The sequence below is a fragment of the Mesorhizobium sp. M1004 genome (assembly GCF_040318795.1).
GTDB lineage: Bacteria > Pseudomonadota > Alphaproteobacteria > Rhizobiales > Rhizobiaceae > Mesorhizobium.
Window position 1 is genome coordinate 114,159 of record NZ_JAMYNB010000004.1, and the last position, 17,894, is coordinate 132,052.

Genomic DNA, 17,894 nt, shown 5'->3' on the forward strand with positions numbered 1-17,894 from the left:
CGCGGTTGATCGTGTTTTTCCGAAGCGGCCCGAAATGGGACGCCGTTTGCCGACCGGCAACCCGTCAGTTCGGCCGCAGGAAAATTGGCCATGCAATCATGGCGCAGAGCGCGCCCACCAGCCAGACGCCAGGCCACGACCAGATGAGCAGCAAAGCCGGAATGGCGGTCGGCACCACGAAGAAGGCGATGAAGACGAAGCTGTTGGCAAGACCGAGCGCGGTTCCGGCGCGGCTGGCGCCGGCAAGCGTGGCGAGTTCGGTGTAGGCGACGCCATGCCAGGCGGAGACCGAAATGCCGGCAACGACCAGCAGCACGTCGATCGCCGGGATCAACGCGGCATGGGCGTCTGGCGTGGCTCCTGCCGCCAGGACCAGCAGGCCGACGGCCGCGAAGCCAAGCGCGCTCGTCATGCTGCAGAGGCGCAGGAACCAGCGGCGGTTGCCATGGCGGTCGGTGAAGCGGCCGCTCCAGACGCGCATCACCATCGCGCCGGTCTGCACCGCGGCAAGGCTGGCGCTGATCGTGAGCGTGGCCATGCCGGCGAAATCGTGCAGGAAGACGGAGGCGAAGGTGAGCACCGCCACTTGCGGAAAGCAGAGCAGGCCGATGGCGGTGGCGATGCGCCAGACCTCGACATTGCGCAGCGGCGCCGGACCGCCCGACTTTGCCACGGCCATGCTGCCGGCATTGTCCAGTTCCGGCGGCTGGTGCAGCCATCGCCAGGCAAACAGCGCAGAGACGGCGTTCATGGCGGCCAGCAGCCCGAAGACCGCCGCGAAACCGTGCACCGATGCCAGCGACGGCAGGACCAGCGCGCCGAGCCCGCCGCCGAGCGGCACCGCGGTCTGCCTGATGCTCATGGCAAAGCCACGTTCGCCTTCGTGGAACCAGGCCATGATGGCGCGGCCGCTGGAACCGTTGACGCTGCCGCCGAGCAGGCCGGTGACCAGAAGGCATGCGGCCAGCATTGCGACGCCAGGCACATAGGTCACTGAGGGCACGATGAACAACGCCATCAGGGCGAGCCACGCCGCGGTCGCACCAAGGCCGGTCAATAGCACGCCGCGATCGCCCCAGCGGTCGGTGAGCAGACCCCAGGGCAGTTCGCTCAAGGCAACGCCCAGTCCGAGAAGACCGAGGACCAGGCCGAGATTGCCATTGCTCAAGTGATAGCCCGACCGCAGAAACACCGCCGCCGCCGGTATGCCGGCGAAGGTGGCGGAGAAACTGGCATTGGCGGCAACGCCGATGCCAAGCACCTTCCAGCGATGATTGGCGCGAAATCGTTCAGCCTTCGACGTGACGGCGGCGGCTCGGCCAACCCGGCCTGGCTCACAATTTGCGTCGGCGATCGACATGGCGGGACTCCTGTTGATGCCCTTTCGGGACCTTGACGCCTCGTCTTTACCGCCATAACTTCATCCCGAATATCGGGAAGTTTTTGACAATTGTTCCCGAAAAACAGGATCGTTGTGATGCGCCGCGTAACCTTCGACCTCGATGTCCTCCGAAGCTTCGTCACCGGCATGGAACTCGGCAGCTTCGCCAAGGCCGCCGACCGGCTTGGCCGCTCGACCTCGGCGGTGAGCGCGCAACTGAAGAAGTTGGAGGACCAGGCGGCGACGCCGATCTTCCGCAAGTCGGGCCGCGGACTGGCGTTGACCGAAGCCGGCGAAACCATGCTCGGCTATGCCAGGCGGCTGCTCGAGTTGAACGACGAGGCGGCCTCGGCCATCCACGACGTGGAACTGGAAGGCTGGGTCAGGCTCGGCTTGCAGGAGGATTTCGGCGAGGCGGTGCTGCCGGAGGTGCTCGGACGCTTCGCCCGCGCGCACCCCAAGGTCAAGATCGAGGCGCGGATCGGGCGCAGCTATGAACTCGCCGAGCGGATCACATCAGGCAATCTCGACATTGCGCTGGCCTGGGACAGCGGCCAGGCGCTGCCTTACAGCCGGCATGTCGGCGACGCGCAATTGCGCTGGATCGGGCCGGCAAAGCTGATCGAGACCAGGCTACGCGAGGGCGAGGCACTGCCGCTGGTGGCGCTGGAAGCGCCATGCCTGCTGCGCACAGTGACGACGGAAACGCTCGACCGCGCCGGCCTGCCATGGCGGATGGCCTTCTCCAGCCCCAGCCTTGGCGGCATCTGGGCGGCGGTCGCCGCCGGCCTCGGCCTGACCATCCGCACGGATATCGGCCTGCCGGCCAATGTCAGGACGATGGCACCGCAAACGTTGGGCTTACCCGCGCTGCCAACCATGGCGCTGGTGATGCACCAGAAAGACGCCGAACTGGACCCGGTGGCGACGCGGCTGGCGGATATTTTGTGGCAGGCGGCGGTGGCGGCGCTGCCGCAGGACGAGCGGTTGAGAGAGGTCGCTTAGACGCGGTGATCACCCGGTGTCGCGTTCCGTCACACCCCCCTCTGTCCTGCCGGACATCTCCCCCTCAAGGGCCCTCAAGGGGGGAGATTGCTGTCATCAACGCTTTCGCCAATTTTTGATCTTGCAAGGTGAGAACGGCCGCAGCGGCTGCTGATCTCCCCCCTTGAGGGGGATGCCCGGCAGGGCAGAGGGGGGTGCTGCCCCGCCAATCTTGCGGAGAATTTCGCAACCGTCACCGCTCACTTGCGCTTGTTCGCTCTCCCCGCGAACGGGTTGTCCGAAGTCCGCAGCGCTATCCTGATCGGCACGCCGGGCATGTCGAAGGCTTCGCGCAGGCTGTTGGAGAGGTAGCGGACATAGGATTGCGGCATCGCGTCGGGCCGCGAGCACTGGACGACGAAACCCGGCGGCCGGGTCTTGGCCTGGGTGACGTATTTGACCTTGAGCCGGCGTCCGGCGACGGCGGGCGGCGGATGATGCGCAAGAATGCTTTCCAGCCAGCGGTTGAGCTTGCCGGTGGAAACGCGGCTGTTCCACACCTTGTGCGTCTTGATGACGGCATCCATCAGCTTGTCGAGGCTGCGCCCGGTCTCGGCCGAAACCGTCACCGCCTGGATGCCGCGCACTTGCGGCAAAAGCCGTGTGGTCTTTTCGCGCAATTCGGCCAGCAGTTCCTGCGGATTGTCGATCAGGTCCCATTTGTTGAAGGCGATGACCGGCGCCCTGCCCTCGCGGATGATCAGGTCGGCGATCTGGAGGTCCTGCTTCTCGAATGGGATGGTGGCGTCGAGCACGATGATGACGATCTCGGCAAAGCGGATGGCGCGCAGACCGTCCTGCACCGACATCACTTCCAGCTTTTCGTGGATCCTGGCCTTGCGGCGCATGCCGGCAGTGTCGAACAGTTTTAGGCGACGGCCATGCCAGTCCCAGTCGACCGAGATGGAATCGCGGGTGATGCCGGCTTCCGGGCCGGTCAAAAGCCGCTCCTCGCCGATCAGCGCGTTGATCAGCGTCGACTTGCCGGCATTGGGACGGCCGACGACGGCGATGCGCATCGGCTTGGTGTCGTCATAGGCAGGTTCGGCGTCGGGATCGGTGATGTCCTCGCCGATCAGCACCTCGCTGGCGGCGACGTCCTCGGCCTCGTCTTCTTCCTCGCCGAAGGCGCGGTCTTTGCCCAGCGCCTCGATCACCGCGTCGCGCAGATCGGGCATGCCCTGGCCGTGCTCGGCCGAGACCGGGATCGGCTCGCCGAGGCCGAGTTCCCAGGCCTCCAGCATGCCGCCCTGGGCGCCCTTGGCCTCGGCCTTGTTGGCGACCAGCACGACCGGCTTGCCGGATTTGCGCACGATCTCGGCAAAGGTGCGGTCGTCGGGCAAAAGGCCTGATTTGGCGTCGATGGTGAAGAAGATCAGGTCGGCTTCGCGGATCGCGATCTCGGTCTGCGCGCGCATGCGGCCGGGCAACGTCGAGGCGGCGGCGTCTTCGAAACCGGCGGTGTCGATGACATCGAAATGCAGATCGTAGAGTTTGGCCGCGTGGACGCGACGGTCGCGGGTGACGCCCGGCGTGTCGTCGACAAGCGCCAGCTTCCGTCCCACCAATCGGTTGAAAAGCGTCGATTTGCCGACATTGGGCCGGCCGATAATGGCGACTTTGAAGCTCATCCGGCTATCCATATCATCGCCCAAACCGCAGCGCGCCCTTGGGTCAGGCCCGAGGGCAGGCTTTGGGCGATGCGTATCATGACGCGCCCGAGCCGCGGATCAATTCCGACATCAGCGTCGCCCGCTGGCGCGCGTTGCGCGGGGCGCCGTCATCGGCGGCGATCTGGTCGAACAGTTTCAGCGCATCCTGGGTCTTGCCTTCCTTCCAGGCGGCAAGGCCGAGCGCTTCGCGCGCTGTGTGGCGCAGCGTGTTGTTGTCGGCGGTCAGCGCCTCGACGCGGCTGGAGACGTCGGCGAAGGAGCCGTGATCGACGAGCAGCAGGGCGGCCCGCAGGCGCGCCATGTCGCGAATGCCCTGGGGAATGGCGTTGTCGGCGGCGACGCCATCGAAATCGGCGACGGCGGCGGCAAAGTCGCCCTTGTCGGCCTTGACGGTCGCCGCGCGCATGCGGGCGAGCAGCGGATAGGCGCCGTAGCCGTCCTTTTCCAGCTGTTCGAGGGCGGTCAGCGCCTCGTCGCTCTTGCCGTCATTGGCAAGCTTCAGCGCCTGCGAGAAGGCATCGCCGGAGCGGTTGGCGCGCGTCTCGTCCCAATAGCGGTAGCCGACGAAGGCGGCGGTGCCAAGCACCACCAGGATGGCGAGGCCAAGGATCGCCGGACCAAAGCGGTCCCATAGCGCCTGCGCCTGCTCGCGACGGATCTCGTCGTTGACTTCGCGGATAAAACTGTCGTCGGACATCAATCAAAACCATTGCTGCCCTAACAGGGGCGCTTCTTGAGCCCGCGTTTTAGCGAAATTTCGCGGGCATGGAAGGGGCTCGGCAGGAAAATCGGCTAATCGCCGGGCGCATAGCTGCCGACGTTGATCGCACCCACGCCACATTTTGCCGATAGCCGGCTTGGACTGCCTCCAGATCAAGCCCAGATTGCCGATGCCACGTTTGTCCCGCGTTGTTGCGTTTTCCTCAGCCGTGCTTGCCATGGCTGGTGCGGCTTTCGCCGACCCGCCGGCGCCGCCTGCCCCGGCAAAGCCGAAGCAAATCGTCATCATCTCGTTCGATAGCGCCCGGGAGATCTCGCAATGGCAGCGCAGCCGGGCGCTGGCCAAGCGCACCGGCGCGCATTTCACCTACTTTTTGTCCTGCGTCTTCCTGCTGTCGCCGCAGACGCGGGCCGACTACACAGCTCCGGCCAAGTCCGCGGGCAAATCCAACATCGGCTTTGCCGCTTCGAAGCAGGACGTCGCCGATCGGCTCGATCAGATCGGGCTCGCCGCTTCGGAAGGCCACGACATCGCCAGCCATGGCTGCGGCCATTTCGACGGCAAGGACTGGAGCAAGGCCGACTGGCTGAAGGAATTCGCCTCGTTCGAGCGCATTCTGGAAAACGCCTATGCGATCAACGGTATTGAACCCGAGCCCAAGGGATGGCGCGATATTGCCCATGCCGTTGTCGGCTTTCGCGCGCCGTACCTCTCGACCAGCAAAGGGCTCTATGAGGCCCTGCCTGAAGCCGGCTACCACTATGATGCCAGCGGCGTTTCGAAAGGCCCGGTCGAGCCGCCGACCGGCGGCGGCTTGACCCGCTTTTCGCTGCCGCAGATCCCGGAAGGCCCTGATGGTAGGCTGGTGATCGCCATGGACTACAATCTCTATGTCAGGCATTCCGGCGGCTTCGAGCGGCCAAGCCAGGCGGCAGACTTCACCGAGCGGACGTACCAGGCGTTCCGCGCCGCCTTCGACAGGCAATATCAGGGCAAGCGCATCCCGCTGGTGCTCAGCTTCCACTTCACGCCGATGAACAACGGCGCCTACTGGGACGCGCTGGAGCGCTTTGCCGGCGAAAACTGCGTCAAATCAGATGTCGAGTGCATCAGTTTTCGCGATTATGTGCAGCGGCAACGTGGTAGCGAGAGGCAGGCGGCGGTGGGCGGCTGAGCCGCCAACCGTCTATGCAGATAGGATCAAGCCGGGTCGGGTTCCTTTGCCTGGCGCGCGAGGAAACGACGATCGATATCGGGAAGCGGCTCGCCGTGGATAATTGCCTCGAAGGCACGCAGGCGCTTGTAAATGGACAGAAGCTCGACAATCGTTGTCCACGCATTGACGAGATATTGGAACGAGGAGCGCACTTGCCCGAAGGCATCGAGAATTCGGTTCAATAGACCCAAACTGATTTTGGCGGCCACCATCGTTGGGACCAATACTATATAAGGGAATATATTATCTATCTGAAGATAGAATATGCGAGCCACATTGAAATACATGTAGTGGAAGTAAAGCCTAAAGTAATTTCGCCGCACGTTGTTAAATAGTTCGGCGACAGTGGGCGGCCGAGCACGATTCGGATCATCTTCACCATAAACAAGTTCTTTTCGATAGGCAGCCTCGACGCGCTGGTTACGGAATTCGAGGCCTGGCAACTTGATGCCGACGAGCGCCAAGAAAGTAGTCCCAAAAATCGACCAAACAATCGCTACCACCACTAGGGAGTAAGGGACCTCTCCGACGATTGGCAATTCAGTTACATTTTTCGACAGAACGAGGAGAACGGGCAAGAATGCGATCAGCGTCATTACCGAGCGGACCAAATTCACACCGAGTGCTTCCATCGTCGTGGAAAAGCGCATGGTGTCGTCCTGGACACGCTGCGACGCTCCTTCGATAGTGCGAAGCCTGTCCCAATAGAACATGTAGTATTCATTCATCGCCGTGCGCCAGCGGAAGATCCAATGGCTCACAAAAAATAGGTTAAGGACACCCACGGCAACGGCCAATCCAGCGACCCAGGAGATGGTCAGCAGTTGGCTGTAGAAATCCCACGGCGTTGTCGAATACGCCTTGCCGAGCGCCCGCTGTATGAGATCGTAGAACGGTCCGTACCAAGCGTTAAAGGCTACATCCACTTGAACCTGGAAATAGATCACGAAGAGAATGAGCGCGGACCCAAGGATCGACCAGTTCTGCCAAGGATGGGGTGAATACCACCTCCAAAAGCCAGCGAAAAGCGCTACGCCCGTGCCGTAGTATAGGTAGAACCAGACGAACGGGTCAGACCAAAAGACTTCAACGCCAACGGGCGTGTCGGCTGCCACCGGAGCAAGCCCAATCAGGGCACCCAGCTCTTGGCCGCCGAAAAACCAAATTATGATGAGCAAAAGGCTCCAGACGGCGGCCGAGGTGAAAAACAGCTTCGGCTGCGGGAAGAAGGATACGAACACTGTGGTGAAATCCTCGGTCGGTGCGCAAATCAGCGGGGTTCAGCGGGCATAAAGTCACACATTAGGTGGAAAGCAAATGCCCGTACCCGATGCCCGGCATCGAGCAAGACCACAATCATGGCGATTTTGGCGCGGCCGACCAGGTGATCCCAGCAGATACCAGCAATACGCCAGCAGCGACGATCGAGGCCAGGAAGAAGTTGCCCGAGGCTTGCGCCAGCAGTCCGGCGACGATCGGGCCGACGATCTGGCCGATGCCGAAGGAAGCGGTCATCAGCGCAAAAATCCGGCGCGGCGCCTCCGGCACGAGCTGCCTTGCCGTCTGCAGGCCGAGCGCGGTGATGGCGATGAAGGTGCCGCCGAGCAGGACGCCCGCCAGCAGCGGCCCGGCGGTGCCGCCGATGGCGACGCTGGCGGTGACGCCGACCACCTCGACCAGGCAGCCCACGGCATAGGCGGTATAAAGCCCGATCCGTGCCGCTACCTTCTGCCACAGCCAGACCGAGGGAAAGCCGGCAAGGCCGGTGACCATCCAGACGCTTGCCTCGAAGACGCGGCCGCCGCCGCCCTGGCGCACGATGGCGACCAGGAAGGTCGCCGTCACCACATAGCCGAAGCCGAACAGGCCGTAGGCAACGATGACTTTTGCCAACGACCGGTCCCTCGGCAGTGCCGGTTCGCGGTCGGCCACGCCGCGGCCAGGTGCGGTGCTGCCGGCGAGCAAGGCGACCATCGCAAGGCCGCCGGCGGAAATCGCTGCCGACCACAGCCAGCCCGAAGCCCAGCCGGCATGTTCGGTGACCAGAACCGCCATCAGCGCTGAGGATGCCGCGATGCCGAGGCCGACGCCGCCAAAATGCAGCGCCTGCAGGTCGCTTCTGTTGGCGGCTGCCAGGTGACCGAAGACGATCGAGGCCATGAACACCATGACGAAGGCGCTGGCGAGACCGGCAAGGAAGCGGAGGACGACAAAGGCGGTCATCGTCTCGCTCAGCCCCATCAGGGCGGCGAGCGCAGCACTGGCGGCAAGGCCGCCAAACATCAGCAGGCGCTCGCGCCCATGCGCCCAGCCGCCTGCCGCCGCAAGCGCGCCGACGAGGTAGCCGAGATAATTGGCCGACGCGATCCAGCCGGCATCGGCCGGCGACAGATGCAGTTCTTCCATCATTCCGGGCAGGATCGGCGTGTAGACGAAACGGCCAATGCCCATGGCAACGGCCATGGCGATCATGCCAGCGAGAGCTTGGCGCAAGGGTGATGGAGCGGCGTTCATTGCAGCGCACCATAGAATTGGCGACCGATGAAACAATCCGCTTTGTGTTGGGCCAGCGGGCGCGACTAACGCCCCCGCATCTCAGCCGCAGCCGACCGCCCCGGTCTCGTAGGCGGTGCGGCGCGCCGTCAGCCGGAACGGGATATCTCCGAGTTCGCGTTCCGACATGGTGTCCAGCACCGGATGCGACAATGGGTCGGTAACCCAGTCGATGACATCGCCGCCGTGCATCCCATCATAGCGGTCCGGCCGGAGGCCGGCAGCGGCTAAGATCTTGAACAATGATACGATCGTCATCCTCGCCTCCTCGGTCTGACTGTCCCACTAAAATCTGCCTTGTCGGGCTGTCTTTCAATTGAGATTTCAGCCGCGCCGGTTTAGAAAAACTGAAATGGCTATGCTGAACCGCGTCCATCTCAACGGCCTGCGCGCCGTCGAAACCGTCGCCCGCCTCGGCTCGCTCGCGGCGGCGGCCGGCGAACTCAACGTCTCGGTCAGCGCCGTCAGCCAGCAGATCAACCGCACTGAAAAGCAGCTCGGACAGGCGCTGTTCGAACGCACCGCAAGCGGGCTGGTGCTGACCGAATTCGGAACGGTTTTTTCCGCCCGGCTGGGCGCCGGTTTTCGCGAGCTGGCGCAGGCGGTGGCGCTGGCCGATGAGGCAAGCCAATGCACGCTGGTGGTTTCGGTGGCGCCGGCCTTCGCCTCGAAATGGCTGCTGCCGCGATTGTCGCGGCATTTCGACCGCCATCCCAACGTGCTGCTGCGCATCGACGCCTCGGTGCGCCTCGCCGATCTCGAACGTTCCGACATCGACATCGCCATCCGGCTTGGCGACGGCAAATGGCCGGGCGGCCGGGCGGAACTTTTGTTGGCGCAGGAAGTCTTTCCGGTCTGCGCGCCGGTGATCGCCAAGAAACTGAAGTCGATCGAAGACCTGGCGCAGACCTGCGCCATCACCGACGAGCGGGCGATGATCAACTGGGAGAGCTGGTTCAAGGCTGCCGGGGCCGAGCCGGTCAGCTTCCGCAAGGGCGCGCGCTTCACCGACCCGATGCTGTGCCTGGAATCGGCAATCGCCGGCCACGGCGTCATGCTCGGCTGGCAATTGCTGGCCGCCGATGCGCTGGCCGACGGCCGCCTCGTCGCGCCTTTCGGCGTGCGGGCGCAGAGCGGCCTCGGCTACTGGCTGGTGACCTCGGCCACCAAGACCGAAAGCCGCAAGGTGCGCGATTTCAAGATCTGGATCCGCGAAGAGATCGCGGCGACCGTGGCGCAGTTCAGCGCGCTGGAAAGCGCTGCCTAGGGCTGTCCGTCGCGACGGTGCTGGAAAGGACAGCCGCGCCGGCCTATGTTGAAACTCTCACTCCCGGACCAAGGCAGGCAGGATCATGACCACACATTCGCGCGGCGTTTCCGCAACGATCGACCCGGTGAAGCTCGACAGGCTGGCGGAAGTCGCCATCAAGGTCGGGCTGCAATTGCAGCCGGGGCAGGATCTGGTGCTGACGTCGTCGATCGCCGCACTGCCGCTGACCAGGCGCATCGTTGAGCACGCTTATAAAGCGGGCGCCGGCCTGGTGACGCCTATCTTCAACGATGACGAGATCACGCTGGCGCGCTTCCGCTACGGCGAGGATGCCGGCTTCGACCGCGCCGCCGGCTGGATGTATGAAGGCATGGCGAAGGCCTTTTCCAACAATGCGGCGCGGCTTGCCGTGCGCGGCGAGGACCCGTCGCTGTTGTCGGCGCAGGACCCGGCGAAAGTGGCGCGCGCCAACAAGGCGAACTCGATGGCCTACCAGCCGGCGCTGGAAAAGATCACCGGCTTCGACATCAACTGGAACATCGTCGCCTACCCGGATCTCGCCTGGGCAAAACAGGTCTTCCCCGGCGATGCCGACGATGTCGCCGTGGTGAAGCTCGCCGATGCGATCTTTTCGGCATCACGGGTCGATGTGGAAGACCCGATCGCAAACTGGACGGCGCACAATGCAGCGCTGCGCGGCCGCACAAAGTGGCTGAACGAGCACAATTTCCATGATCTGCATTTCAGCGGCCCGGGCACCGACCTCACCGTCGGGCTGGCCGATGGCCATGAATGGATGGGCGGCGCCTCGACTGCCAAGAACGGCGTCACCTGCAATCCGAACATCCCGACCGAGGAGGTCTTCACCACGCCGCATGCACGGCGCGTCTCCGGCCATGTATCCTCGACCAAGCCGCTGTCCTACCAAGGCACGCTGATCGACGATATCTCGGTGCGTTTCGAAGAGGGCAGGATCGTCGAGGCCAAGGCTTCGAAGGGCGAGGACGTGCTGAAGAAAGTGCTCGACACCGACGAGGGTTCGCGCCGGCTCGGCGAGGTGGCGCTGGTGCCGCATTCCTCGCCGATCTCGGCCAGCGGCCTGCTGTTCTTCAACACGCTGTTCGACGAGAACGCCGCCTGCCACATCGCGCTCGGGCAGTGCTATTCAAAATGCTTCGTCGACGGCGCCTCGCTCACCCAGGACGAAATCGCCCAGCGCGGCGGCAACAAGAGTTTTATCCACATCGACTGGATGATCGGCTCCGACAAGATCGACATAGACGGCGTGCACAAGGATGGCCGCAAGGTGCCGGTGATGCGCAAGGGTGAGTGGGCGTAAGCTCGCGGAGGGCGGATGGCCTTCGACCTGACGGTCAAGCGAATTTACGAAGCACCCGCGCCCGATGACGGGCAGCGGGTGCTGGTCGATCGCATCTGGCCGCGCGGCGTCAGCAAGGAGGATGCCGCGCTGACGCTGTGGCTGAAGGACATCGCGCCGAGCGATGAATTGCGGAAGTGGTTCGGACATGAGCCGGCGCGGTGGGCGGAGTTTCAGGTGCGGTATTCGGTCGAACTGGATGGGAATAGCGAAGCGGTGGCGCAACTGCGTGGCTTGCTTGGCAAGGCCAAGGTGACGCTGCTTTATGGCGCACATGACGAGGCGCATAACAATGCGGTGGCGTTGGCGGGGTATTTGCGCGGGACGGGTTGAGAGACAGCGAACCGCTGCATACGCCGCAAGCGAAAGCCTTCACAATTAGCGATCGCCCTCCACGTGTTCGTCCATCCTCGGGTCTGCGCGGGTCGCTTCGCTCCTTGCTTCGCCATAGGATGACGAAGCGAGGCTACGCTACTTCACCACCCCTTCATAAGCCTCCGGCTTGAAGCCAACCAAAATCTCATCCCCGACCTCGAGCACCGGGCGCTTGATCATCGTCGGGTTGGCCAGCATCAGCTTCCTGGCCTTCTTCTCGTCGAGCCCTTGCTTGTCCTTGTCCGGCAGTTCGCGAAATGTGGTGCTGCCCTTGTTGAGCAGCTTTTCCCAGCCAACCTTGCCGACCCACCCGTCCAGTCTGCCCGCCTCTATCCCCTCGGCCCGGTAGTCGTGAAAGCGGTAGGGCACAGCATGGCCCTCCAGCCAGGTGCGCGCCTTGCGGATCGTGTCGCAGGTGGTGATGCCGTACATGGTGATCGTCAAAACGCGCTTCCCTTGACTGACAGTCGAATCCTCAGACAGCCTAAAACCGCCCTCCCCGCTTTGCCAGCGTCCCAATCGCTAGCGGCGCTTTTTTTAGAGGTTGCCAATACTAAGGAAATTTCCTAAGTATCTGTCTGCACCGCGTCGACGGACCTCAGAATCGCCCATGCCAAGCCTCCACGCCCCAGCTACAAGTCTCCCGCCGGTCGACGGCATCTTCCGCGCGCTGGCTGACCCGACGCGGCGGCGCGTGGTCGAGCGGCTGAACCGCAGTCCCGCCTCGGTCAGCGAGTTGGCGCAGCCTTTCAAGATGGCGCTGCCTTCGTTCATCGAGCATCTGAAAGTGCTGGAAGGCTGCGGTCTGGTGCGATCGGAAAAAATCGGCCGCACCAGGACCTATCAGCTGGCGCCCGAACCGCTGCAGCTCGCCGAAAACTGGCTGGCCGAACAGCGCACGCTGTGGGAGCGCCGACTCGATCAATTCGACGCCTATGTCATGAGCCTCAAGGAGCAAGAAAAGTGAGCTATCCCTTCAAGCCCGACCCCAGACTGGACCTTGTGCTGGAGCGCATGCTCGACGCGCCGCGCGAACTCTTGTGGAGCGCGATGACGGTGCCGGAGCATGTCAAGCAATGGTTCACGCCCAAGCCCTGGCTGATCACCGATTGCGAGATCGACCTTCGTCCGGGCGGACTGTTCCGGACGCGCATGCAATCGCCCGACGGCAAGGAGGTCAACGACCGCCATTGCTGCTATCTCGAGATCGTGCCGAACGAGCGGCTGGTGTGGACCGATGCGCTGCTGCCGGGCTATCGGCCCTCGGGCGAGCCCTTCATCACCGCAGTCATTTCGCTTCAGTCGGATGACAAGGGCACGCGCTACACGGCAACGGCCATCCATCGCGACGAGGCTACCCGCAACAATCATGAAGGGATGGGGTTCTTCGACGGCTGGGGCACGGTGGCCGATCAGCTGGCGCAGTATGTGAAGACCATTTGAGCTTTTCCCACTGCGGCCAGGACTTTGTCCCGGCCGCCTGGTTTTTGGGTCGTGCAGCGAAGCGCGCGCCGGAACCCGACGGCACCCGGGCTCAGTAGTAGAAGCGCTCTTCGGTGATCTTGCCGTTCTTGACCGTGTACAGGCCAACCTCGTCCATGGTGACCCGTTCGCCGGTCGCCTTGGGCGTTATGTCGAACTTGAAGCGCACCGCGAACTGGTCGCCGTTGACATAGGGGCCTTCGACAGAGCCGCCATGGACTTCGTGGTTCTCTTGCCACCATTCGCCCTTTTGCCTGAGAGCCTCCTTGCCACGGGCGATGGCCATCGGCCCCTCCATGGCTTCGAGGCTGACGATATCATCGGCATTGTACTTTTCACCAGCACCCAGGTGATCCCCCTGCTGGAGCATTTCAGTGAAATCCTTGGCAACATCCGCGATGGTCATGTGTGTTCCTCCTGTTCAGACTGGTTTGAAGTAGGGAAGCGCTTGCCGGCCCGCCACCTTTACCCGCACGACAGCTGACAAGGTGTGTCAGGACGATGATATAGCGCGGCTGTGTGACGACGATTGCGGCGGCGTCGGACAGCGACTTCGGTTGCAGACAAAAGCCAATTCCGCAATGCTGGGTGCATGTGCAACCTCTACAACATCACGACGACGCAAGAGGCGGTCCGCCAATGGACCCGCACATTGCGCGATATCAGCGGCAACCTCGAACCTTCGCTTGATGTCTATCCCAATCAACCTGGGCTTGTCGTTCGCAACAGGACGGATGGGGAGCGTGAACTGGCGAAACTGCTTTGGGGGTTGCCAACGCCGCCCGAGCGCATGAAAGGTAAGGCCGACTACGGCACCACCAACGTTCGCAATCCGCAATATTCGCACTGGCAGCAATATGTGGGCGTCGAGCACAGATGTGTCGTGCCGGTGACCAGCTTTGCCGAGCCCAGCCCTGCGGCGAACGATAAAGACCCGGAAACAGGAATCCAGCGAAATTACTGGTTTGCCCGTGGCGAGAGCCGGCCGCTGTTCTTCTTCGCTGGTTTCTGGACGTCTTGGCAGGGCGTGCGAAAGGTCAAGGACGGTCCCGGCGACTTCGAGCTATACGCCTTCATGACCACCAAGCCTAATGCTCTCATTGCGCCGATACATGAGAAGGCTATGCCCGTGATCCTCACCACGCCGAAGGAAACCGAGGCTTGGCTGACGGCGCCATGGTCGGAAGCACGGCGTTTGCAGCGGACGGCGCCCAACGACGCGTTGGTGATCGTTGAGAAGCCAGCCACACAGATCAAGTTCCCACCACAGGCCCCGGCCCAAGGGTCTCTGTTTTAGCCCGAAATCGGCTCTCCTCAATCGTCGTCTCGCCAGATTACCCGGCGAACCATGCGGATTTCGACAAGACGTCTGACGCGAATTTTAAGGCGTTCAGCAGCGCTTGGCAGAATGATGCCTGCATCGAGCTCACGACCTTTGCAGCGCTCGCACCGCATGTGCCGCTCCACATCCCAAAAGGGGATATCACCAACCAGCTTTGCGAGATCGCCAGGCAGATAGTGTCGAGTGATGTTGCAGTTCCGACATCGAACACGAATTAGCTGCCCGACTTCATGCGCCAAGCAGAGGGTTTGCACATTTCGGCGCGGTCGGGTGCTTAGTTCGGGCATCCCGCAAAGTAGGAATATGTTCCTTTGCGAGTCAATTCACACTTAATTCCACCTTGGCGATCTTCACAGCAGGTTAAATCCAACCGTCGATGAAGGGATTGGGTTGGATCAGCTTCGCAGCATAGGGCAGTTGGCACCACGGCGCAGGCTGATATGCGCCACGTCGCCGACGCTGAATTGAAAGCCCTCGGCCTGGCGCGGCGCATCGATCACCACCGGCAATCCCTGCCCCAGCTCAGCATGCAGCCGCAGCGTGCGGCCGTGGAAGACGATGGAGTTGACGCGCGCCGGCGCGGTGCCGGCGGCGGCATCGGTGGTGGCCAGCAAGTCCTCGGGGCGAACGCCGATGGTGCGCTCAGTGCCTTCGCCGGGTGTGTCGCCGGTTTCAGATGTTGCTTCCAGCGAAAGCCCGCCAGCGGCGAAGCGCAGGCGGTCGCCGTCGCGGCCGATGAAGCGCGATTGCAAGAGGTTCATGGTGCCGATGAAGCTTGCGACGAATTTCGTCGCCGGCCGGTCGTAAAGCGTAGCCGGCGGCGCGATCTGCTCGATGCGGCCCTTGTTCATGACGACGATGCGGTCGGAGATCGACAGCGCTTCGGTCTGGTCGTGGGTGACCATGACGAAGGTGGTGCCGAGCCGCGACTGCAGCCGCTTCAGTTCGACCTGCATCTGTTCGCGCAGATGCGCATCGAGCGCCGACAGCGGTTCATCGAGCAACAGAACGCGCGGCTCGCAGACTATGGCTCGGGCGAGCGCGACGCGCTGGCGCTGGCCACCCGACAGTTCGGAAACGCGGGCGCCGAGCTTGTCGGCGAGGCCGACCATGTCGAGGGCTTCGCGGACGCGCTTTGCCTGCTCGGCGCCGGACAGTTTGCGCAGCGACAGGCCGAAGCCGACATTCTCGGCGACGTTCATATGCGGGAACAGCGCATAATCCTGGAACACGGTGTTGACGGGACGGTCGAACGGCCTGAGCGCGGTGATGTCGCGACCATCGAGCAGCACCTTGCCGCTCGACGGGCTCTCGAAACCGGCAATGACGCGCAGGCTGGTGGTCTTGCCGCAGCCCGAGGGCCCGAGCAGGGTGATGAACTCGCCGCTGATAATGTCGAGATCGACGGCGTCGAGCCCGACAATGCCGCCGGGGAAAACCTTCGAGACCGTGTCCAGGCGTACCAGCGCATCAGGCGCCATCGCGAACCTCGGACGGCTTGGTGGTGTTGACCCAGAGGATCTGGCAAGGCTCGGTGCCGGGATTGCGGAAGGCGTGCAGAAGCGTGCTCTTGAAGGCAAAGGAGTCGCCGCTCTTCAGCACGTATTTTGTCGAGTCCACCACCAGTTCGACCTCGCCCGACAGGACATAGCCGAACTCGTGACCGATATGCGCATAGGCTTCCGCCGTGCCGCCATCGGCTTCCACGGTCACCAAGAGGCCGGTCAGCGCCGCGCCCGGCGGCGACAGCAGCGCCTTGGCGATGCCTTCCGACTTGACCGGGAGCTGCCGCCTTTTGTCGGCGCGCACGCAATAGAGATCGTTGGCGGCTTCGTTGCCGTCGGTGATCAGCGCCGAAGGCTCGATGTCGAGCGCGGCCGCAAGCGGCCAGATCACCTTGACGCGCAGCGAAGACAGGCCGCGCTCGATCTGGCTCAGCGCACCGATGGAGACGCCGGCTTTTGCTGCCAGCTCGGCCAACGACAAATTGCGCTCCAGCCGCAGCGCCCGCACGCGCCGGCCGACGCGAATGTCGGCGTCGGCCTTTGGTTTCGCTTCAAGCATGTCCATCAGTTGGTCCTTGTTGCAGTCTTTGGCGCGGCGGCAAGACCCGCGGGCTTCAGGAGATTAGTCACAATTACCTGCCGTCGGCGCTGCCCCTCATTGTCCTGCCGGACATTTCTCCCCGTATAGTGACGGGGAGAAAGCGGCTGGTCGCAAACTCGGCGCCATTTCTGCAACGTTTGCGATTTGCGAAATCGCTGGTGACAGCGCCCCTCTCCCCGTCACTATACGGGGAGAGGATGCCGGCAGGCAGGTGAGGGGCAGCGCAACCGTCGGCGATGGATCCCTCAGCCGCCCGCCTTCACTTTCTCGAACATCTTCGCCACATCGTCGTTCTGCTTCATCGGGCCGGTGAAGATGGTGGTCTTCAGCATCACCTCCGGGTCCGCCGGCAATTGCAGCTTGTCCAGTTCGTCCTTCGCCACGCCGGCGAAGGCGGTGCTGAGCGAGCTGCCATAGCCGTAGGCCTGGATCAGGTACTTACCCGAGTCGGCGTCGAGCCGGCTGTTGATGAAGTCATAGGCGAGGTCGACGTTTTTGGCGTCCTTGAGCATGACGAAGCCGCAGGCCCAGGTCAGCATGCCCTCCTTCGGCTTCATGAACTCGACCGGCACGCCCTGCTTCTTCAGCGAGGTTGCCGACGCGTTCCAGGTCATGGCGGCGACCAGCTGGCCGCTGGCCAGCGCCTGTTCGACCGAGGTCATGTCGGTGGTGTAGTTGGAGAGGAGGGGACGCTGCTCGCGCAACTTTTCCGCCACCTTGTCCATCTGCTCGGGCGTCATGTCGAAGGGGTTTACGCCGGCCAGAAGTGCGGCAACGATCGGGGTGTCATGCACGGCATCGATGGTCGCCATGCGGCCGGCATATTGCTTGTCCCACAGAAGGTTCCAGCTCGCTTCCGGGTTCTTCACCAGATCGGTGCGGTAGAGGATCGAGGTGTTGCCCCAATCCCACGGCACCATCCAGACCTTGCCGTCGCCGGCCTGGATGTCGGGCAGGTTCTTGAACACCGGGAAGATCGAATCCCAGTTCTTGATGCGCTTGGTATCGATCGGCTGCAGCAGGCCTTCCTTGTTCCAGCGCGCCACCTTGTCGTAGCAGGGATGGGCGATATCGGGGCGGAAGCCGGCCTTGACCTTGGTGAAGGCATCGTCGTCGTCGCCGAAGATCGAGGCCTCGACGCCATCGGGATGGGCCGTCAGGAAGCTCTTGTTGAAGTCGGGCAGCTCGTACCCCGACCAGGTGAAATATTGCAGCTTGTCGGCGGCGAAGGCGACAGTCGACGACAGGACGATTGCAAGCGCGGCAAGCCCGGTGCGGGCTGTCTTTGCAGTGATCGATTTCGGGCCAGTGATCGATTTCAGCCCAGTAATTGATTTCGGGTCGAATGCCATT

At 63.1% G+C, this 17,894-nt stretch carries 19 protein-coding genes; 8 read left to right on the plus strand and 11 right to left on the minus strand.

Annotation, left to right across the window (positions count from 1 at the left end; genetic code table 11):
* Positions 1–64: 64 nt before the first annotated feature.
* The gene (locus tag NKH54_RS09900; protein WP_023745507.1) at positions 65–1,360 is read right to left on the minus strand and encodes an MFS transporter; all 1,296 of its coding nucleotides are present in this window, start codon (positions 1,358–1,360) and stop codon (positions 65–67) included.
* A gap of 117 nt (positions 1,361–1,477) precedes the next feature.
* Here NKH54_RS09900 and NKH54_RS09905 point away from each other — a divergent pair, with 117 nt between their 5' ends.
* A complete protein-coding gene (locus NKH54_RS09905; protein WP_023738457.1) occupies positions 1,478–2,386 on the plus strand; it encodes a LysR substrate-binding domain-containing protein in 909 nt (302 codons plus the stop codon).
* A 239-nt stretch (positions 2,387–2,625) separates the two neighbouring features.
* Here NKH54_RS09905 and der read toward each other — a convergent pair whose 3' ends face one another.
* Both der and NKH54_RS09915 read right to left on the minus strand, forming a co-directional pair.
* A complete protein-coding gene (gene der / locus NKH54_RS09910; RefSeq protein ID WP_023692116.1) occupies positions 2,626–4,056 on the minus strand; it encodes a ribosome biogenesis GTPase Der in 1,431 nt (476 codons plus the stop codon).
* Between the two features lie 76 nt (positions 4,057–4,132).
* A complete protein-coding gene (locus NKH54_RS09915; protein WP_023729304.1) occupies positions 4,133–4,795 on the minus strand; it encodes a tetratricopeptide repeat protein in 663 nt (220 codons plus the stop codon).
* 193 nt (positions 4,796–4,988) lie between these two features.
* Between NKH54_RS09915 and NKH54_RS09920 the strand changes: the two genes are divergently transcribed.
* On the plus strand, positions 4,989–5,993 hold the full coding sequence (locus NKH54_RS09920) for a polysaccharide deacetylase family protein (RefSeq protein WP_023834492.1): 1,005 nt from the start codon (positions 4,989–4,991) through the stop codon (positions 5,991–5,993).
* 26 nt (positions 5,994–6,019) lie between these two features.
* On the opposite strand, the gene sbmA is transcribed toward NKH54_RS09920, so the two are convergent.
* The 3 genes from sbmA to NKH54_RS09935 form a co-directional block, all read right to left on the minus strand.
* Positions 6,020–7,276 (minus strand): peptide antibiotic transporter SbmA, encoded by a 1,257-nt coding sequence (sbmA, locus tag NKH54_RS09925; RefSeq protein WP_353028124.1) that lies wholly within the window; start codon positions 7,274–7,276, stop codon positions 6,020–6,022.
* Between the two features lie 115 nt (positions 7,277–7,391).
* Entirely contained in the window at positions 7,392–8,549 is a 1,158-nt protein-coding gene (locus NKH54_RS09930) for a YbfB/YjiJ family MFS transporter (protein ID WP_023738455.1), read from the minus strand.
* An 81-nt stretch (positions 8,550–8,630) separates the two neighbouring features.
* Positions 8,631–8,846 (minus strand): hypothetical protein, encoded by a 216-nt coding sequence (locus tag NKH54_RS09935; protein ID WP_023668495.1) that lies wholly within the window; start codon positions 8,844–8,846, stop codon positions 8,631–8,633.
* Positions 8,847–8,940: 94 nt separating this feature from the next.
* On the opposite strand from NKH54_RS09935, the gene NKH54_RS09940 reads away from it, so the two are divergent.
* The 3 genes from NKH54_RS09940 (at position 8,941) to NKH54_RS09950 (ending at position 11,569) form a co-directional block, all read left to right on the plus strand.
* Positions 8,941–9,855, plus strand: a complete 915-nt coding sequence (locus NKH54_RS09940; RefSeq protein WP_023687096.1) for a LysR substrate-binding domain-containing protein — start codon at positions 8,941–8,943, stop codon at positions 9,853–9,855.
* Positions 9,856–9,940: 85 nt separating this feature from the next.
* Positions 9,941–11,197 (plus strand): aminopeptidase, encoded by a 1,257-nt coding sequence (locus tag NKH54_RS09945; RefSeq protein WP_353028125.1) that lies wholly within the window; start codon positions 9,941–9,943, stop codon positions 11,195–11,197.
* A 15-nt stretch (positions 11,198–11,212) separates the two neighbouring features.
* On the plus strand, positions 11,213–11,569 hold the full coding sequence (locus tag NKH54_RS09950; protein WP_023716129.1) for a DUF488 domain-containing protein: 357 nt from the start codon (positions 11,213–11,215) through the stop codon (positions 11,567–11,569).
* 138 nt (positions 11,570–11,707) lie between these two features.
* Here the strand turns inward: NKH54_RS09950 and NKH54_RS09955 are convergent, their stop codons facing one another.
* The gene (locus tag NKH54_RS09955) at positions 11,708–12,055 is read right to left on the minus strand and encodes an ArsC family reductase (RefSeq protein ID WP_023709906.1); all 348 of its coding nucleotides are present in this window, start codon (positions 12,053–12,055) and stop codon (positions 11,708–11,710) included.
* Positions 12,056–12,221: 166 nt separating this feature from the next.
* Here NKH54_RS09955 and NKH54_RS09960 point away from each other — a divergent pair, with 166 nt between their 5' ends.
* A complete protein-coding gene (locus NKH54_RS09960; RefSeq protein WP_353028126.1) occupies positions 12,222–12,578 on the plus strand; it encodes an ArsR/SmtB family transcription factor in 357 nt (118 codons plus the stop codon).
* Complete coding sequence (locus NKH54_RS09965) at positions 12,575–13,054, plus strand: SRPBCC family protein (RefSeq protein ID WP_353028127.1); 480 nt, start codon at positions 12,575–12,577, stop codon at positions 13,052–13,054. The genes NKH54_RS09960 and NKH54_RS09965 overlap by 4 nt, the downstream gene beginning before the upstream one ends.
* A gap of 91 nt (positions 13,055–13,145) precedes the next feature.
* On the opposite strand, the gene NKH54_RS09970 is transcribed toward NKH54_RS09965, so the two are convergent.
* Positions 13,146–13,499: a nuclear transport factor 2 family protein gene (locus tag NKH54_RS09970; protein WP_023684393.1), complete on the minus strand. Its 354-nt coding sequence runs from the start codon at positions 13,497–13,499 to the stop codon at positions 13,146–13,148.
* Positions 13,500–13,685: 186 nt separating this feature from the next.
* Between NKH54_RS09970 and NKH54_RS09975 the strand changes: the two genes are divergently transcribed.
* Positions 13,686–14,390 (plus strand): SOS response-associated peptidase, encoded by a 705-nt coding sequence (locus NKH54_RS09975; protein WP_353028128.1) that lies wholly within the window; start codon positions 13,686–13,688, stop codon positions 14,388–14,390.
* 440 nt (positions 14,391–14,830) lie between these two features.
* On the opposite strand, the gene NKH54_RS09980 is transcribed toward NKH54_RS09975, so the two are convergent.
* From NKH54_RS09980 to NKH54_RS09990, 3 genes are all read right to left on the minus strand, one after another.
* Complete coding sequence (locus NKH54_RS09980) at positions 14,831–15,916, minus strand: ABC transporter ATP-binding protein (protein WP_023684395.1); 1,086 nt, start codon at positions 15,914–15,916, stop codon at positions 14,831–14,833.
* A complete protein-coding gene (locus tag NKH54_RS09985; RefSeq protein WP_023684396.1) occupies positions 15,906–16,505 on the minus strand; it encodes a helix-turn-helix domain-containing protein in 600 nt (199 codons plus the stop codon). Before NKH54_RS09985 ends, NKH54_RS09980 begins: the two co-directional genes overlap by 11 nt.
* A 281-nt stretch (positions 16,506–16,786) precedes the next feature.
* Entirely contained in the window at positions 16,787–17,893 is a 1,107-nt protein-coding gene (locus NKH54_RS09990; RefSeq protein ID WP_023668506.1) for an ABC transporter substrate-binding protein, read from the minus strand.
* Between the last annotated feature and the right edge of the window lies 1 nt (position 17,894).

Excerpts from the sequence above, each read along its gene's own strand:
- NKH54_RS09915 (WP_023729304.1), bottom strand. The coding sequence starts at position 4,795 with ATGTCCGACGACAGTTTTATCCGCGAAGTCAACGACGAGATCCGTCGC.
- NKH54_RS09930 (WP_023738455.1), bottom strand. The coding sequence starts at position 8,549 with ATGAACGCCGCTCCATCACCCTTGCGCCAAGCTCTCGCTGGCATGATC.
- NKH54_RS09960 (WP_353028126.1), top strand. The coding sequence starts at position 12,222 with ATGCCAAGCCTCCACGCCCCAGCTACAAGTCTCCCGCCGGTCGACGGC.
- NKH54_RS09990 (WP_023668506.1), bottom strand. The coding sequence starts at position 17,893 with ATGGCATTCGACCCGAAATCAATTACTGGGCTGAAATCGATCACTGGC.
- NKH54_RS09940 (WP_023687096.1), top strand. The coding sequence starts at position 8,941 with ATGGCTATGCTGAACCGCGTCCATCTCAACGGCCTGCGCGCCGTCGAA.
- NKH54_RS09945 (WP_353028125.1), top strand. The coding sequence starts at position 9,941 with ATGACCACACATTCGCGCGGCGTTTCCGCAACGATCGACCCGGTGAAG.
- der (WP_023692116.1), bottom strand. The coding sequence starts at position 4,056 with ATGAGCTTCAAAGTCGCCATTATCGGCCGGCCCAATGTCGGCAAATCG.
- NKH54_RS09905 (WP_023738457.1), top strand. The coding sequence starts at position 1,478 with ATGCGCCGCGTAACCTTCGACCTCGATGTCCTCCGAAGCTTCGTCACC.
- NKH54_RS09935 (WP_023668495.1), bottom strand. The coding sequence starts at position 8,846 with ATGACGATCGTATCATTGTTCAAGATCTTAGCCGCTGCCGGCCTCCGG.
- NKH54_RS09980 (WP_023684395.1), bottom strand. The coding sequence starts at position 15,916 with ATGGCGCCTGATGCGCTGGTACGCCTGGACACGGTCTCGAAGGTTTTC.
- NKH54_RS09975 (WP_353028128.1), top strand. The coding sequence starts at position 13,686 with ATGTGCAACCTCTACAACATCACGACGACGCAAGAGGCGGTCCGCCAA.
- NKH54_RS09900 (WP_023745507.1), bottom strand. The coding sequence starts at position 1,360 with ATGTCGATCGCCGACGCAAATTGTGAGCCAGGCCGGGTTGGCCGAGCC.
- NKH54_RS09970 (WP_023684393.1), bottom strand. The coding sequence starts at position 13,499 with ATGACCATCGCGGATGTTGCCAAGGATTTCACTGAAATGCTCCAGCAG.
- NKH54_RS09950 (WP_023716129.1), top strand. The coding sequence starts at position 11,213 with ATGGCCTTCGACCTGACGGTCAAGCGAATTTACGAAGCACCCGCGCCC.
- NKH54_RS09985 (WP_023684396.1), bottom strand. The coding sequence starts at position 16,505 with ATGGACATGCTTGAAGCGAAACCAAAGGCCGACGCCGACATTCGCGTC.
- NKH54_RS09920 (WP_023834492.1), top strand. The coding sequence starts at position 4,989 with ATGCCACGTTTGTCCCGCGTTGTTGCGTTTTCCTCAGCCGTGCTTGCC.